This is a genomic window from Rahnella sp. P4_A8 (assembly GCF_056402435.1).
In genome coordinates, this window is the sequence record NZ_JBFUHK010000001.1 from 89,044 (window position 1) to 103,624 (window position 14,581).

13 protein-coding genes are annotated in these 14,581 nt (G+C 52.4%); 6 read left to right on the forward strand and 7 right to left on the reverse strand.

The window, feature by feature from the left end; genetic code table 11:
* Nucleotides 1-7 precede the first annotated feature (7 nt).
* The 4 genes from xdhC (at nucleotide 8) to AC1DUO_RS00395 (ending at nucleotide 4,862) form a co-directional block, all read left to right on the forward strand.
* Complete coding sequence (gene xdhC, locus AC1DUO_RS00380; RefSeq protein ID WP_013575526.1) at nucleotides 8-778, forward strand: xanthine dehydrogenase accessory protein XdhC; 771 nt, start codon at nucleotides 8-10, stop codon at nucleotides 776-778.
* Nucleotides 779-1,021: 243 nt separating this feature from the next.
* Nucleotides 1,022-2,089 carry an ABC transporter ATP-binding protein gene (locus AC1DUO_RS00385; RefSeq protein ID WP_119261638.1) on the forward strand — a complete coding sequence of 356 codons (1,068 nt, stop codon included), beginning with the start codon at nucleotides 1,022-1,024 and terminating at the stop codon, nucleotides 2,087-2,089.
* 24 nt (nucleotides 2,090-2,113) lie between these two features.
* The gene (locus tag AC1DUO_RS00390) at nucleotides 2,114-3,112 is read left to right on the forward strand and encodes an ABC transporter substrate-binding protein (protein WP_119261637.1); all 999 of its coding nucleotides are present in this window, start codon (nucleotides 2,114-2,116) and stop codon (nucleotides 3,110-3,112) included.
* A gap of 19 nt (nucleotides 3,113-3,131) precedes the next feature.
* Nucleotides 3,132-4,862, forward strand: a complete 1,731-nt coding sequence (locus AC1DUO_RS00395; protein ID WP_119261636.1) for an ABC transporter permease — start codon at nucleotides 3,132-3,134, stop codon at nucleotides 4,860-4,862.
* 38 nt (nucleotides 4,863-4,900) lie between these two features.
* Here AC1DUO_RS00395 and AC1DUO_RS00400 read toward each other — a convergent pair whose 3' ends face one another.
* Complete coding sequence (locus AC1DUO_RS00400) at nucleotides 4,901-5,509, reverse strand: hypothetical protein (RefSeq protein WP_013575522.1); 609 nt, start codon at nucleotides 5,507-5,509, stop codon at nucleotides 4,901-4,903.
* 265 nt (nucleotides 5,510-5,774) lie between these two features.
* Between AC1DUO_RS00400 and AC1DUO_RS00405 the strand changes: the two genes are divergently transcribed.
* Nucleotides 5,775-6,470 carry a GntR family transcriptional regulator gene (locus tag AC1DUO_RS00405; RefSeq protein ID WP_119261635.1) on the forward strand — a complete coding sequence of 232 codons (696 nt, stop codon included), beginning with the start codon at nucleotides 5,775-5,777 and terminating at the stop codon, nucleotides 6,468-6,470.
* A 50-nt stretch (nucleotides 6,471-6,520) separates the two neighbouring features.
* Here the strand turns inward: AC1DUO_RS00405 and fetB are convergent, their stop codons facing one another.
* From fetB to manA, 4 genes are all read right to left on the reverse strand, one after another.
* Nucleotides 6,521-7,294, reverse strand: a complete 774-nt coding sequence (fetB, locus tag AC1DUO_RS00410; protein WP_477986153.1) for an iron efflux ABC transporter permease subunit FetB — start codon at nucleotides 7,292-7,294, stop codon at nucleotides 6,521-6,523.
* Nucleotides 7,281-7,952: an iron efflux ABC transporter ATP-binding subunit FetA gene (gene fetA, locus AC1DUO_RS00415; protein WP_013575519.1), complete on the reverse strand. Its 672-nt coding sequence runs from the start codon at nucleotides 7,950-7,952 to the stop codon at nucleotides 7,281-7,283. Before fetA ends, fetB begins: the two co-directional genes overlap by 14 nt.
* Before the next feature lie 149 nt (nucleotides 7,953-8,101).
* Complete coding sequence (locus tag AC1DUO_RS00420) at nucleotides 8,102-9,643, reverse strand: YdgA family protein (RefSeq protein WP_037034018.1); 1,542 nt, start codon at nucleotides 9,641-9,643, stop codon at nucleotides 8,102-8,104.
* Nucleotides 9,644-9,777: 134 nt separating this feature from the next.
* Nucleotides 9,778-10,959, reverse strand: a complete 1,182-nt coding sequence (gene manA, locus AC1DUO_RS00425) for a mannose-6-phosphate isomerase (RefSeq protein ID WP_112198078.1) — start codon at nucleotides 10,957-10,959, stop codon at nucleotides 9,778-9,780.
* A 246-nt stretch (nucleotides 10,960-11,205) separates the two neighbouring features.
* Here manA and fumC point away from each other — a divergent pair, with 246 nt between their 5' ends.
* Nucleotides 11,206-12,603, forward strand: coding sequence for a class II fumarate hydratase (gene fumC, locus AC1DUO_RS00430; RefSeq protein WP_112152260.1), 1,398 nt, complete (start codon nucleotides 11,206-11,208; stop codon nucleotides 12,601-12,603).
* A 64-nt stretch (nucleotides 12,604-12,667) separates the two neighbouring features.
* On the opposite strand, the gene tus is transcribed toward fumC, so the two are convergent.
* Nucleotides 12,668-13,603 carry a DNA replication terminus site-binding protein gene (gene tus / locus AC1DUO_RS00435; RefSeq protein WP_112152259.1) on the reverse strand — a complete coding sequence of 312 codons (936 nt, stop codon included), beginning with the start codon at nucleotides 13,601-13,603 and terminating at the stop codon, nucleotides 12,668-12,670.
* A gap of 163 nt (nucleotides 13,604-13,766) precedes the next feature.
* A complete protein-coding gene (locus AC1DUO_RS00440) occupies nucleotides 13,767-14,141 on the reverse strand; it encodes a hypothetical protein (RefSeq protein WP_240433044.1) in 375 nt (124 codons plus the stop codon).
* Between the last annotated feature and the right edge of the window lie 440 nt (nucleotides 14,142-14,581).

A 14,581-nucleotide genomic window follows, 5' to 3' on the forward strand; every position in this document is an offset into this window, starting at 1 on the left:
GGTTCTCATGCGTACTGATGACTGGGTAACGCGTTTACATGACCTGCAACGTCGCGGAGAACCGTGCGTGGTGGCGACGCTGGTGGAGAATCAGGGCTCCACGCCGCGTGATGCAGGCAGCAAAATGGTGATCACCGCTGACCAGCAATTTTATACGCTGGGCGGCGGCAATCTTGAGTTTCAGGTTACAGCCATTGCCCGCGAGATGTTGCAGCAGGGTGCGAAAACCAGCCGCTTCGAACGCTTTTCATTAGGGGCGCGGCTCGGACAATGTTGCGGAGGCATGGCGTCGGTGTTGCTTGAACCGCTGGGGCAACCGCAACCGCACGTTGTGGTTTACGGCGCAGGTCATGTCGGGCGGGCACTGGTGAACATTCTCAGCACCTTACCCTGTCGCATTACCTGGGTAGATGCCCGTGCCAGTGAGTTTCCGGCACAGGTGGACCCGCAAGTCACCTGCCTTGTGGATGAGGAACCCGAAAGCACGGTGGCGCAGATGCCCGCTGACAGTTATTTCATGGTGCTGACGCACGATCACCAGCTGGATTTCGCTCTGAGTGAGCGCATCCTGAAGCGCGGCGATTTCCGCTACTTTGGCCTGATTGGCTCGGATACCAAGCGTAAACGCTTTGATTACCGTTTATCGGGCAAAGGGATTTCGTCTGAGCAACTGGCGAGAATGCGTTGCCCGGTGGGGCTGCCCGATGTGCGCGGCAAACTCCCGGCAGAAATTGCCGTGGCGATTGCCGGAGAATTTATCGCCGCGTATGGAAAATGATTGTTTCTTATAGATAATCTTTTTTCTATTCAGAACTCTTCAGATATTGCATTGATTTATAATGTGTTTTAATTAAAAGGAAGTGATTCATTTTAATCAGGAAGCTATATCGCATTTATGTCTTCTCCTGCCATGTCGTGTCGAACCAAACCTTCTCCACCGGTTCATAAAACAGTCACAAAACCGCAGTAATTTGTTTCCTCATTGAACGGGCCAGTGCCGCTTTGAGGAAACATCCGACGCATGTCTGCCATACAGATTTCCCACCTGAGTAAATCCTTTACCACTCAGCCGGTGCTCAATGACGTCTCACTGCATATTCATCACGGTGAGTTTGTTGCCGTGCTCGGTCCCTCAGGTTGTGGCAAAACCACGTTGCTGCGGACCATCGCGGGATTCGAGCCGGTAAACAGCGGCACAATCATCGTCGGTGAACGACTGTTTTCATCCACCGGCGTCCATGTTCCAGCGGAAAAGCGCGATCTGGGCATTGTGTTTCAGAACTACGCGCTGTGGCCGCATATGTCGGTGGAAGAAAACGTAGCGTACAGCCTGAAAGTGGCGGGGATGGATCGCCATGAACGACGCACGCGAACGCAGGATGCGCTGGCGCTGGTGGGGCTGAGCGATTACGCCATACGCCGTCCTTCCGATTTGTCCGGCGGTCAGCGACAACGTGTGGCACTGGCACGTTGCCTGGTCACACGCCCCGGCGTGGTGCTGCTGGATGAGCCGCTGGCAAATCTTGATGTGCATTTACGTGCGGCGATGGAAGAAGAGTTCCGGCGTTTTCATCAGCACACCGGCGCAACGCTTTTGTATATCACCCACGATCAGCAGGAAGCGATGGCGATGGCTGACCGTGTCGTGGTGATGAACGAGGGCCAGGTGATGCAGTTTGCTACGCCGCAAACGCTGTACCGTGAACCAGCCAACGCCATGGTCGCGACCTTTATCGACGAGGGTCGCGTTATCCCGGCACAAAATATTCAACCCGCCGAAAACGGCACGGCCTGGGCCGATGTTTTCGGTATGCGTATCCGGTTACGGGCTCCGGCACATCAGACAACGGTGAGTGAGGCGCAGGTGTGTATCCATGCTGCGGATTTACGTTTTGCTCAGCACGGCGAACCGGGCATCGCTGCGCGGATCACCCGGGTGATTTACCGCGGCGGCTATCACCAGATTGACGTCGCGCCGGTAAACACGCCTGCGCTGAAGCTTTCCCTTCATTCCTCTCTTTCGCCCGATAGTTACGTGAGTGACATTGTCACTTTCGTCATTGCCGACGGCTGGATCCTTCCCCAATAATTTTCTCATTCTAAGGACAGGGCTATGCATATTTTAAAAACCATCACGTTATCCTTGAGCGCATTGCTGATTTGCGCCACGCAGGGAGAGGCAAATGCTGCCGAAGCCGCCTCCGGAAAGCTGGTGGTTTATACCTCTCAGGCACCGGAAATTGCCCAGCAAACGATTGACGCCTTCAAGGCGGCTTATCCGGATGTGCAGGTGGAGTGGACGCGCAACGGCACGACGCAACTGATGAATGTTTTGCAAACTGAAATGTTGGCCGGGGACGTAAAAGCTGATGTGCTGCTGGTTGCGGATTCCATCAATCTGGGCGCGTTGAAAAAAGACGGCAAACTGATGGCCTATACCGATGCGCCGGTGGGAAATATCAGCCCGGATTTTTACGACAAAGATAAAACCTGGTTTGGCACCAAAATTATCGCCACGGTCATTGCCTACAACACTAAAAACGCCACACCGGTTGATAGCTGGATGGCGCTGACCGAACCGCAAAACAAAGGTCAGGTGGCCGTGCCAAGCCCGCTGTATTCCGGGGCGGCGTTGTATCACCTGCATACGGCCATTAATACGCCGGACATCGGCTGGGCGTTTTATCAGAAACTGGCGCAGAACGGCATTACCCCGGAAGGTGGCAACGGCCCGGCGCTGAAAGCGGTAGCGAGTGGCATGGCGAAGTATGGCGTGATTACCGATGCCGATATTATCCGCGCTAAAAAGCAGGGCTCGCCGATTGATCTGGTGTATCCGAAAGAGGGGGCTTCATTTGTGACTGAGCCGGTAGCCATTCTTTCCGGGGCACATAACGTGCCTGCGGCGAAGGCGTTTGTTGATTTCATGCTCTCATCGCAGGGCCAGCAATTGGTTGCGAAACAAGGTAACCGGCCAATTGAATCCGGTATTGCGGTACCTGAAGGCTTTGCACCGCTGGATTCGATTAAGCTGCTGACGCTGGATTCAGATAAAGCGGTGGCGGATGATAAAGAAGTTCGCGCGAAATTCACTGAAATCTTCGGTGGCTGACAGCCCAAAGGACAGCCAGATGAGCGTGATGAGTGAAGTTCAGCGCCGCGCCACCCCCTCGCGTCGGTTCTGGCCGGGCAGTGAGAAGGGCGTGCTTTGGGCCCTGACGTTGCTGATCGGGATATTGTCGATAGCGCCCCTGATGCGACTGGTTTGGGCGGCAATGGCGCCTGAAGGTGTGCCGGACATCTCGCGGCTCAGCCATTTACTGGGCACACGAAAAGTCCTGACCGCCACGCTGAATACACTAACGATTGCTGTCGTCTCAACTTTGCTGGCGATGGTGCTGGGTACAGTGGCGGCGCTGCTGATCGCGCTGACTAATTTGCGCGGTAAACAGGCCTGGGTATTTACTTTTATTCTGCCACTGATGATCCCGCCGCAGGTAACAGCGCTGGCGTGGGTTCAGGCACTTTCGCCATCCAGTCCGGTATTGCAGTGGCTGGGGTTAACGCTGCCCGCCGGTTCGACTTCGCCGCTGTATTCGCTGACCGGCATTATTGTTCTGCTGGGATTGCACAATGCGCCGCTGGTTTTCCTGATGGTGCGGGCCGGGTTGCGCAGGTTGCCAGCCGAACTGGTGGAGGCCGCGCGCAGCGGTGGGGCACAACCGTGGCGGGTATTGTTTACCGTGATTTTGCCGCTGGTGCGCCCGGCTATTTTTGCCGGTGCGGCACTGTCGTTTGTCACCGCAGCGGGTAATTTTGGTATTCAGGCAATGCTCGGCATTCCCGGTCGTATCCCGACGCTGATCACGCTGGTGTATCAGCAACTCAACAGCGTGGGGGCGTCGGCGCTGACGGATATGGCGGTGCTTTCGCTGCTGATTGCCGCTATTACGCTTGCCGGACTGATGTTCAGCCGCTGGCTGGGCGGGCGGCAGGATGTGCGTGTCACGGGGACGCCGCGGGCGCTGCATCAGTCTCTGGAGCGATGGCGTTTACCGGCAGAAATTGCGGCCTGGCTGTGGATGTCGCTGACGCTGTTATTGCCGCTTTCCGCGCTGATGACCACGTCCCTGACCACGGGTTTTGGTCAGGCACTGACCTTGCAGAGTCTGACGCTGAGCAATTATGCCAATGCGCTGTTCGGGTATCCGGCAATCCGCCATGCCTTTATGACCAGCCTCGGGCTGACCGTGATGACCGCGCTGATCCTGACACTTTCCTCGTTGTTTCTGGCGTATTTCCTGAGCTGGCAGCGAACTCGGCTGGTGCGTATTTTACAACTGTCGACCGAACTGGCTTACGCGTTGCCGGGGATAGTGACCGGAATTGCGGCGATCCTGTTTTTCCTCAAACCGTTGCCACTGGTGCATATCAGCCTTTACGGCACGGTATGGATTATCCTGGCGGCTTATCTTTCCAGTTTTATGGCACTGGTGCTTCGTCCGACGCTGGCCGGTTTTGCGCAAATCGAGCGTTCGCTGGATGAGGCCGCACAAATATTCGGTGCCAGTTTCCTGCAACGGATGCGCGATATAGTGATGCCGCTGGCGGCGCCGTCGGCCATGGCGGGCACGATTCTGGTGTTCCTGACCGCACTGAATGAGATTCAGGTGTCGATTCTGCTGGTCACATCCGGTACGCAAACGCTCGGACCGATGATTGTGTTTCTTGATGAAGGCGGTTCTTCCACGCTGGCCGCAGCCGTGGGGTGCCTGATGATTGGTGTGGTGCTGGTCTTTATGCTGCTGGCGTCGCTGTTTGCGCGTCGACTGCCGGAAGGCGTATTGCCGTGGCGCGTCTGAAATCCTGCCTGCTGCAAAAATCCGCAGCAGGCAGGATTTTACAGGGTTTTCAGTGGCTCACTGCGCTGCCAGAAGGCAACTGCAGACCCCAGACACAACAGATAACCCATCAGTTCGGTGCCTTCTTCGACAATATTTTTCACTGTCCGTACGTATTCGCCTTGCATCACCACTTTCCAGATCATATTCATCCCAAAGACCCGTGAGAACACCAGGATCAGTACCAGACCGCAAACCATATAGTGACAGGCCGGATGAACCAGAAAAGCTGACAATCCGCGCAGGCTGGTTTTCGGCGTGATGCAGGCCCAGGCGATACAATAGACCGCGAACAGGCTGGCGAAATACACCCATGAGCCGTAGTGGATCAGGTCAAACAGGGCATCGAGTTCGCGGATAAGCATGCAGAAGAAGAACCCGCCAATCAGGATCATACCTCCCCGCAATGCCGGATGTTTTTTGGCCTGTAAGAAAAACAACGCGCTGATGGCCAGCAGTGAAAGTTCCTGAAGGAACTCAGTGGCGGAAATTTCCTGGATACCGTCTTTAAATACGGCCACATCCAGCCAGATGACCAGCGCGGTACAAATGGCTCCCAGGGCTAATAAGATAAAATTGAGTAAGTGTTTAAAAAATGTGTGTTTCATTATTGTCCTGATTTCAATACGTTGGCGTGCATACTTCACGTGTTCTGAACATTTTTCTGCGTAGCGTGAGGTGCTGCAAGGATACGGAAGGTGATAACAGGGATATTGTGAATGCGTGCGGGAATGATAATTATTATGAATGTTATGTGCTATTTATTGGAATTTTTCGCATGATTTGAAACCCCACGTCATTTACTAATGACGAACGCGAGCAGATGGTGATAGGTTGCACGGAAACTGCCAGAGAGAGGCCATTTAGCAATCCATGAGTAATCAAACTACAACCGCCAAGCAGCTGGAAGTTCAGCGCATTGTCGATGTTCTGTCTAAAGCCATCGCGCAGCAACGCCTGCGTCCGGGCACCCGGCTGGTGGAATCACAGCTTGTTGAGGCGCTGGGTGCTAACCGTAACCACGTTCAGGTGGCGTTACAGCGTCTGGCGATGCAGAGAATTGTGACCATCGAACCTAACCGTGGCGCAATGGTGGCGCAGCCCACCGCCAAAGAAGCGCGTGAAGTGTTCATCGCCCGTCGTGCTATCGAACGGGCGATCGTTGAATGCATCGGGCCGGACGTGATCCGGCGTCACCGTCACCGTATTAGTACCCATCTGCGCGGAGAGCGTGAAGCTGTGCAATCTGAAGACCGGCGCGCCATTGTGCGTGAGCTGAGTGAATTTCATCTCATTCTCGGGGAAATTTCGGGCAATGATGTTCTGAGTGAAATTCTGTCGAATCTGATGGTGCGCAGTTCCCTGATTGTGTCGTTGTACCAGCGTAACGAAGTGCCGTCGTGCCAGTGTGATGAACATCAGGCGATTATCGATGCACTTGAAGCGGGGGATAATACGCAGGCCGCTGAAATTATGCAGGAACATCTGGACGATCTGGAAGGGGTGTTGGATCTTGATGACGAGGCCGCCGGAGAGGTGAATCTGCGTCAGGCGTTGTCTGATTTATAAAGCCTGAAAAATCCTGCCCGCCGGTTTCCGACCCGCGGGCAGGATACGTATTACGATGATTTCAAATCGCGCAGCTGCGCACGGTCATTGTAGAAACGTTTGTAAGCGAGATAACCGGCAATAATCGTCGATAAGCTCGCGGTCGCCAGCAGCATAAAGGTCACCATAATCTGATATTTGATGGCTTTCACCGGATCAATACCCGCAAAAATCAGCCCGGACATCATGCCCGGCAGGCTGACAATCCCGACGGTTTTCGCTGCATCTACGGTCGGGATCATGGCGGCACGAATGCTGTCACGGATAATCCGGTCGGAAGCCATTTTTACCGGTGCGCCGAGGCTCAGCATCTCGAGGATCTTTTGCTGATTATCGAGAAAACGCTGGTTAAGGTTGYTGTAACACAGGCCTACTGCCACCATCGCATTCCCGGCAATCATCCCCGAAATCGGAATCACCTGCATGGGCAGAAATTCGATCGAACCGCTGAGGATCAGAATCATTAATGTCAGCGAGGTACCCACCGTAATGGCGATAAAAGAAATGATAAATCCGTTATCGATATTACGGCTGCGCTTTTTGGCATTCAGCGCCGCATTTACGCAGATAAACAGCACCATCAGCACGGTTAACAGGCTGTTATTGATATCAAAAATGTATTTGAGAACGTAGCCGACAATCACCAGTTGTACGATAGCGCGGGCAACGCTCCAGATGATGTCTTTTTCCAGTCCGAGCTTTTCTTTCTTGCTGACGAGCAGGGCGACGACGACCAGGATCAGCGCGAGAGCCAGAGACTGGTTGGTAATATTATGCTGATTCATGCGACGCGCTTCCTGATGAATGACGGGTCAGGGTAATGACGTTTTTGGCGTGGCGGATTTCGTTCAGGTCATGGCTCACCCATAACACGGCGATCTGCTCTTTCTCAACCAACCCGGCAATGATGTCGTTGATGTTGATTTTATTCTCTTCATCCAGCGCGCTGGTGATTTCATCAAGTAATAAAATATCCGGCATAAATTGCAGATTGCGCAGCAATGCGATGCGCTGTTTTTCCCCGCCGGAAAGCTCCTGCGTACGTTTGGTCAGCATGTCTTCGGATAAATTTACCTGTTTCAGCCAGTCGCGAAGCTGCCCGTCATCAGGTTTTTTATTGCGGATCTGATAAGGCAGGGCGAGGTTATCGTAAACCGTTTCGCCAAATAACGACGGTGTCTGGAAGCAATACGATACGCGCTGGCGGTACGCTTCAGGTTTGATCTGCGTAATATTTTCGCCTTTGAAATAAAGATTTCCACCGGTCGGATTTTGCAATGACGCAATAATCTTCAGCAACGTACTTTTCCCGCTCCCTGAAGGGCCGGTCAGTAAGGTAAATTCCCCCGGATTCAGGGTGAGGGAAACAGGCTCCAGCAGCGGGATATGGTTGAGTGTAAAAGAAACGTCTTGCAGACGAAGGAGGTCAGTGGGAGTGGTCACGCCTGAGAATCCTTTGGTAGCGGAGGTTTTACGCCTTCCCCACTCATGAGGGGAAGGTTGGGATGGGGTGTGGGTTAACGCTGGCAGAAAGTTCGGTTGTAAAACCGTCTTCCAACCTCCCCCCTGGCTGGGGGGAGATGTAAAGAAGATTACTGAGCCGGGACGGGGGCAGGTGCCGGAGCCACTGGCGTTTCCTGATCAGGGGTTGCTGCTGGCGCTGCCGGCCCACCCAGAATACCGAAAAGACCGGCGAATTCCTGCAATGTCATTTTCTGGCCATTCAGGTCAACCTGATTGTCAGCGTAATGGAAGCTGCTGGTAATAGTATCGTCTTTCACGGTGGTCAGTTTAAACATCTGACCCATCGCTGCCAGACCCTGAACCTGCTGCTGTGCCAGTTTAGCGGCGTCGTCTGCGCTGTAACCTTCCAGCTGAGCCACCTGCGTGGTGACCTGAGTGGCCATCGGCAGAGGAATAGTCAGTTTGGCATCAACCTTATTTACCAACTGAGACAGCATTTGATCCTGAGTCTGTGCCGGCGTTGCGGCCGGATCTTTGAGATCCAGTTGCAGGGTGAAGTTACTTTCGCCTTTGCTATTTTTCCAGCTCAGCGGTGCAATGCTGATGCCCGGATTGCCTTTGAGCAGCAGTGGCAGGTTAGCCAGCAGTAAATCGGTAGCCTGTTGCTGATAAACAGCCGGATCAATCTGACCCTGTTGCAGCAGAAGTGCGCGGGATTGCTGGTTATAGTTGTCTGCGAACTGTTTCATCGCCGCGCCATCGAGTTTATCCAGCTTCAGTGTCAGTTTGGCTGAACCGAAATCTGCACCCTGAATTTTCAGTGCGTCGAGGGTGTAATCCTGCTGACCGGCGATGTTATTGCCATTTTCAGAGAATTTGCTCACCAGTTTGAAGTTATCCAGCGAAGCGGCATCTTTGCCGTCAACGTTCACCAGGATTTGCTTCACAGTCAGGTTTTGATCACCCACGCCGACCTGAAACTTACCTTGTTTGGTGTCGCTGTCCATGCTGAAACCGGCCAGGGTCACTTTTTCAAGCTGACCCCACTGATTTTTAGAGGTCAGAGCGATGCTGTCGGTGCTGGCGTCCAGCTTCATGGCCGTCAGATCTTTGTCGACATCGACATTGATTTTACCGCCAGAGAAGGCCAGCTGGCTTTCATCTTTCTGATACGTCACAGGAATGATGTCAGCCGCCGAAGAACTTGCGCCGCTGTAGGAAACGCGGGTGTCAATCGTGACCAGAGATTTGCCTTTGGTGACATCAAACAGACCTTTCACCGTTGGCGTGTTTTGCAGCTCTGAATGAACAGAAGCCATGCTTGGGATCAGATTGAATTTTTTCAGCTGAGCGGCAGGGAAAGGGCCGTGATCGATAGTTTCGATAAAGGCAATTTCGTCACCCGTTTTCAGTACGCTGGTGCCCGCCGTTGCGGCAGCAGGCTCCGGTTGCAGAACAATGCGCATTTTGCTGCTGAACAGCCCGCGCTGATAATCCTGATAGCTGACTTTCAGCCCGGCTTTCGGATAAGCACTTTGCAACTGGCTGTTAGCCGCCGCAACCTGTTCATCCATATGTTGTTCGATCAGCTTGCCCGTATACCACGAGACGCCTGTCCAGGCCGCGCCAAGGACTACAATGACGCTTACAGCGACTAACGACTTCTTCATATCTCTGTTTATCCTTATGAAATGTCCCGAAAATAAAAAACGCCTTCCGGCGTTATTAGTCTACAGAGTGTAGCTGAATCAGCAAAAAAATCACCAAAATGGGGCGTTTAGCCCCATTTTGTTTAATCAACTGTTCATTTCGCGAGTGTATTGAACACGCGTGCTATGCGGCCGTTGCCGCTGGCAGTCACCGGTGACTCAGTGGCTGACAGGAAACACGACTCACCCGGATTGAGAACCAGGGTTTGATTGTTCTTCACCAGAACGCTCTGACCCTCAATACAGAAGACAATCGCCGCGCTGTCCTGCTCCAGCGTTTGCGGTTCAGCAGAGAGGCTGTGAATTGAAAAAGCAAAATCTTCGACCGGGATCGGGAAGTTGAGTTCCGCACCTTTGACAACCGGCGTGGTCAGCAATTCAGAAGCGGGTCTGGCGTTGAATTTCAAATTCGCCAGCAACTCAGGAATATCGATGTATTTCGGCGTCAGACCTGCGCGCAGCACGTTATCGGAGTTCGCCATCACTTCCAGCGAGACGCCTTTCAGGTAGGCATGCGGCGTTTCGGCATACAGGAACATGCCTTCGCCCGGTTGCAGGGTGATTACGTTGAGCAGCAGCGGGGAGAACAGGCCGCTGTCATCAGGATAAAATTCAGAAATACTGCGGATGGTGTCCCACGGCTCACCCTGTTGTTCATCCAGAACGGATTTCAGCACGTCCAGCGCCCGGGATTTATCTTCACCTTCCAGACTCAGCAGGCCCGCAAACAGCGTGCGCAGGTGATCAACATCCGGAGACGTCAGGAAGCTGGCAATTAACGGATGCGCACCGGCCACGGGTTGCAATAATGAAACAATTTCGCGCAACTCGCGGAAACCGTTCATGGCCTGGAAAGGGGTCAGGGCATAAACCAGTTCAGGTTTGTGGTTCGGATCTTTGTAGTTACGCTCGGCGGCATCCAGTGGAATACCGGCAGCATTTTCTTTGGCATAACCGATTTCAGCCGCACTTTTGCTCGGGTGCACCTGAATCGACAGCGGCTGATCGGCGCACAGCACTTTAAACAAGAAAGGTAATTCGCCAAAGCGCTTAGCCACTTTTTCGCCCAGTTGCGCAGACAGTCCGGCACTTATTTGGTCGCGCAGAGAGAGGTTCTCCCCACGGGAGTTCTCAATCTGAGAGCTACATTTCGGATGAGCCCCCATCCACAGTTCAGCCATCGGACGGCCTTCTGCATCTTTAATTCCATAGAGTTTGGTCAGCGCGTCTTTGCTGCCCCAGGCGTAATTTTGTACACCGTTATGCATCTTTTGCATTGCTTCATCCTGAATAGAAAATATTGCCGACTAGTAAACAATGACGAAGGGGGCTTTACAACTGCGAAGGCCCAAAAAGTGCGGCTGGCATGCATTTTCAGATTGGGGATCGAATCCAATTATACGCCCGGCTTATATGTCACTATAATCAACAGGCCGCCAACGGATGCGTGGGAGCGCGTGCGGCAAACAGTAACCTGCAAAAAAACTGATTTATCATCGTAATAAGCATCTAAGGAGACAGTAATGGCATCTACACGCGTTGAGAAAGACTCAATGGGGCCAATTGATGTTCCGGCAGATAAGCTTTGGGGCGCACAGACGCAACGTTCCCTCGAGCATTTTCGTATTTCCTCTGAAAAAATGCCAACGGCGCTGATTCACGCGCTGGCACTGACAAAGCGTGCGGCAGCCAGCGTCAATATGGACCTCGGGTTACTGCCTGCTGAGCGGGCAAACGCCATTATTGCCGCTGCCGATGAAGTGCTTGCCGACAAGCATTCTGCCGAATTTCCGCTGTCCATCTGGCAGACCGGTTCCGGTACCCAGACCAACATGAATATGAATGAAGTGCTGGCTAACCGGGCAAGTGAAATTCTCGGTGGCGTGCGCGGCGAAGAACGTAAAGTTCACCCGAACGATGATGTGAACAAGAGCCAAAGCTCCAACGATGTTTTCCCGACGGCCATGCACGTTGCGGCAGTGATTGAACTGCGCGAAACCCTGATCCCGCAGTTGAAAGTGTTGCACAAAACGCTGTCCGATAAAGCCACGGCATATCGTGACATTGTGAAAATAGGGCGTACGCATTTGCAGGATGCCACACCGCTGACACTGGGGCAGGAAATTTCCGGCTGGGTAGCCATGTTGGGACACAGCCTGACGCACATTGAAAACAGCATCCCGCATATTGCCGAACTGGCGCTGGGCGGAACTGCAGTCGGTACCGGGTTGAATACGCACCCGGAATACGCCGTGCGTGTGGCGAAAGCACTGGCAGAACTGACCGGACAACCGTTTGTGACATCCCCGAATAAATTTGAAGCGCTGGCGACCTGTGACGCACTGGTTCATGGCCATGGCGCGCTGAAAGGGCTGGCCGCTTCACTGATGAAAATCGCCAACGACGTGCGCTGGTTATCTTCCGGCCCGCGTTGCGGCATCGGTGAAATCTCGATTCCGGAAAACGAACCGGGTAGCTCGATCATGCCGGGCAAAGTCAATCCGACGCAGTGCGAAGCGATGACTATGTTGTGCGCACAGGTGCTGGGAAATGACGTTGCAGTCAACATCGGCGGTGCATCCGGTAACTTTGAGCTGAACGTGTTCCGTCCGCTGGTCATCCATAACTTCCTGCAATCCGTTCGTTTGCTGGCTGATGGTATAAGCGGCTTTAACGAGCATTGTGCGGTCGGTATTGAACCTAACCGTGACCGTATTACCCAGTTGTTGAATGAATCGCTGATGCTGGTGACTGCGCTGAATACCCATATTGGCTATGACAAGGCGGCGGAAATCGCCAAGAAAGCGCATAAAGAAGGCCTGACCCTGAAAGCGTCGGCGCTGAAACTCGGCTATCTGACCGAAGAACAGTTCGACGAGTGGGTGCGGCCTGAAGCCATGGTCGGTAGCATGAAAGCGTAAACGGCCTGCTATTTACATGTGAAATGAGGTCCGGGCAACCGGACCTTTTCACGTTCTGAGCGGCTTACAGCGGATGGTCCGTATAAAGATGCAGACGTTTGATCAGCAGGCTCAGTGGCTGCGACTGCGGTTTATATTTATGCTTCACGGATGACACATCGTAATCATGCAGTTCCCCTAACTTAGGAAGTTGCATCATGGGCGAACGCAAACATAACGCAATCAGCGGCAGCGGGCAGGGGTGTTGCACCTGTTTCTGGTTGTTGCGATACCACACGCGGGCTATGGGCTGAACTTTCACCGGGCGTTTGAATTTGAGCGCCGCGTGTTCGGGCAAACGCTTCACGTCTATCATCTCGCGGTTAATGTTTTCCATCCATTGCTCACGGGTATAAGGCGAGACAGCGCGTCCGGCATGCAGACTCTTTTCCAGTTGTGCCAGAACTTCATCGCGGGTCACGTTCTTAATAATATGTTTGTTCGCCCAACCAAAGCGCACGGAGTCCGGGTCATTGAGATACGTCACCGAACGGTAAGCGTTCAGCGTTATCAGGCCGCGAAGGTGGGTATGTACAAACTCAAAACGCTGTTCACGGGCGAGACCGGACTCGACGGTCACGATATGTTCCAGTTCAGCTTTCAGCTTATTCACTTCTTCAATCAACAGCAGGGCAGACTGATGCTCCGCTGCGTCCACGGCATAACACAACACACCGGGTAAACGGACGGCGGATTTACTGCTGACATTCTCGTTATTATGATGAATAAACAACCGCTGAAAATGCTGTAATGCCAGTTGCTGTGCGGTTTCGCCGGTGTGAGGCATGACAGTGATTTTGTCCGCCGGATTATGCTCTTCGCCTTTCACTACTTCAGGCAAGGTAAATACCCGCGCCTGCAATAATTCCAGTTGCCCCAGGAAATTCCCCAAATCTTGCAATGCCATTTCCAGTTCGTTAAAACAGCCGTTCATCCGGGCAATTAAATCATAATCCGCCATAAACCCTCCAGTTAGTTACAACATACAGTTTAGGGCAAAATGGGAAAATGTACATACCTGAATAATAGGGAAATCATAAACTTCCCCTATAAACAATTTAACCAGACAGAAACTCAATGCTTAGGATATTTCAATGAGCAACCGTCCGGAAAGTTTTAGATAATCACACTAAGGTGGTGGCAATATGTTTTATTCGCTGGGTTGAAATTGGCGCTTCAATTTGAATTTCATCAACGCTGTTAAAGTCGCGAATGAGAGCACTGTGCGCCAGGGCACGAGCCTCACTAACTGGCATGCTCGCCACTAATTCAGCCGGTAAGGAAGCTAACATCGCCTCGATTAATGCATTTTGATCACGTTTGTAGTTTTCAACAAATGAAAAGCTACGCTTTCCTAATATATTGATCTCATAGAGGTATTGGAAATTTTGTTTCCCCATGAAAGTTCTCGTTTTGAGGAAAGCCTTTGCCCCTTTTTTCGTCCTGGAGGCTATCTCCAAATACCCGAAACTCTGTGTTATCCCGGCTGATTGTTCCAAAAAACCCCTGAGCTTCTATTATTTCTGGCCCGCGCGAATCGTATCTATAAGCACAAGAATTACCTTTGGAAATAAAGGATTGCGGAAAGGTTTGGTTCTTCTCAACTTCTTTACCGTGAGGGGGTGTTGCGGGGCTAAATATACGACCTAAACGACTAAACATGGTTCCATCCTGTTTATAAAGAAGCGTAATATAATTCCTATGCCCAAAAAGGATGATGACGTAAATCAATCTCTGCCACCGAAAAGACCGGGGGATAGAATTTCATTTATGCAAAATCATGGCTCATAAATTAGTTACAACATTCGGTGATGCCCATAACCAATAAATGTGCACACATAAACATCTGTGAAATCATTAAATTCAGTGTGATAGTCGCTCAGCAGGGTGAAGAAGAAGTTTACCCCTTCCATGCACGGGTCAGGTTAGAATAAAGAAC

Coding starts and splice junctions, on each gene's coding strand:
- xdhC (WP_013575526.1), top strand. CDS start 8: ATGCGTACTGATGACTGGGTAACGCGTTTACATGACCTGCAACGTCGC.
- AC1DUO_RS00385 (WP_119261638.1), top strand. CDS start 1,022: ATGTCTGCCATACAGATTTCCCACCTGAGTAAATCCTTTACCACTCAG.
- AC1DUO_RS00390 (WP_119261637.1), top strand. CDS start 2,114: ATGCATATTTTAAAAACCATCACGTTATCCTTGAGCGCATTGCTGATT.
- AC1DUO_RS00395 (WP_119261636.1), top strand. CDS start 3,132: ATGAGCGTGATGAGTGAAGTTCAGCGCCGCGCCACCCCCTCGCGTCGG.
- AC1DUO_RS00400 (WP_013575522.1), bottom strand. CDS start 5,509: ATGAAACACACATTTTTTAAACACTTACTCAATTTTATCTTATTAGCC.
- AC1DUO_RS00405 (WP_119261635.1), top strand. CDS start 5,775: ATGAGTAATCAAACTACAACCGCCAAGCAGCTGGAAGTTCAGCGCATT.
- AC1DUO_RS00420 (WP_037034018.1), bottom strand. CDS start 9,643: ATGAAGAAGTCGTTAGTCGCTGTAAGCGTCATTGTAGTCCTTGGCGCG.
- manA (WP_112198078.1), bottom strand. CDS start 10,959: ATGCAAAAGATGCATAACGGTGTACAAAATTACGCCTGGGGCAGCAAA.
- fumC (WP_112152260.1), top strand. CDS start 11,206: ATGGCATCTACACGCGTTGAGAAAGACTCAATGGGGCCAATTGATGTT.
- tus (WP_112152259.1), bottom strand. CDS start 13,603: ATGGCGGATTATGATTTAATTGCCCGGATGAACGGCTGTTTTAACGAA.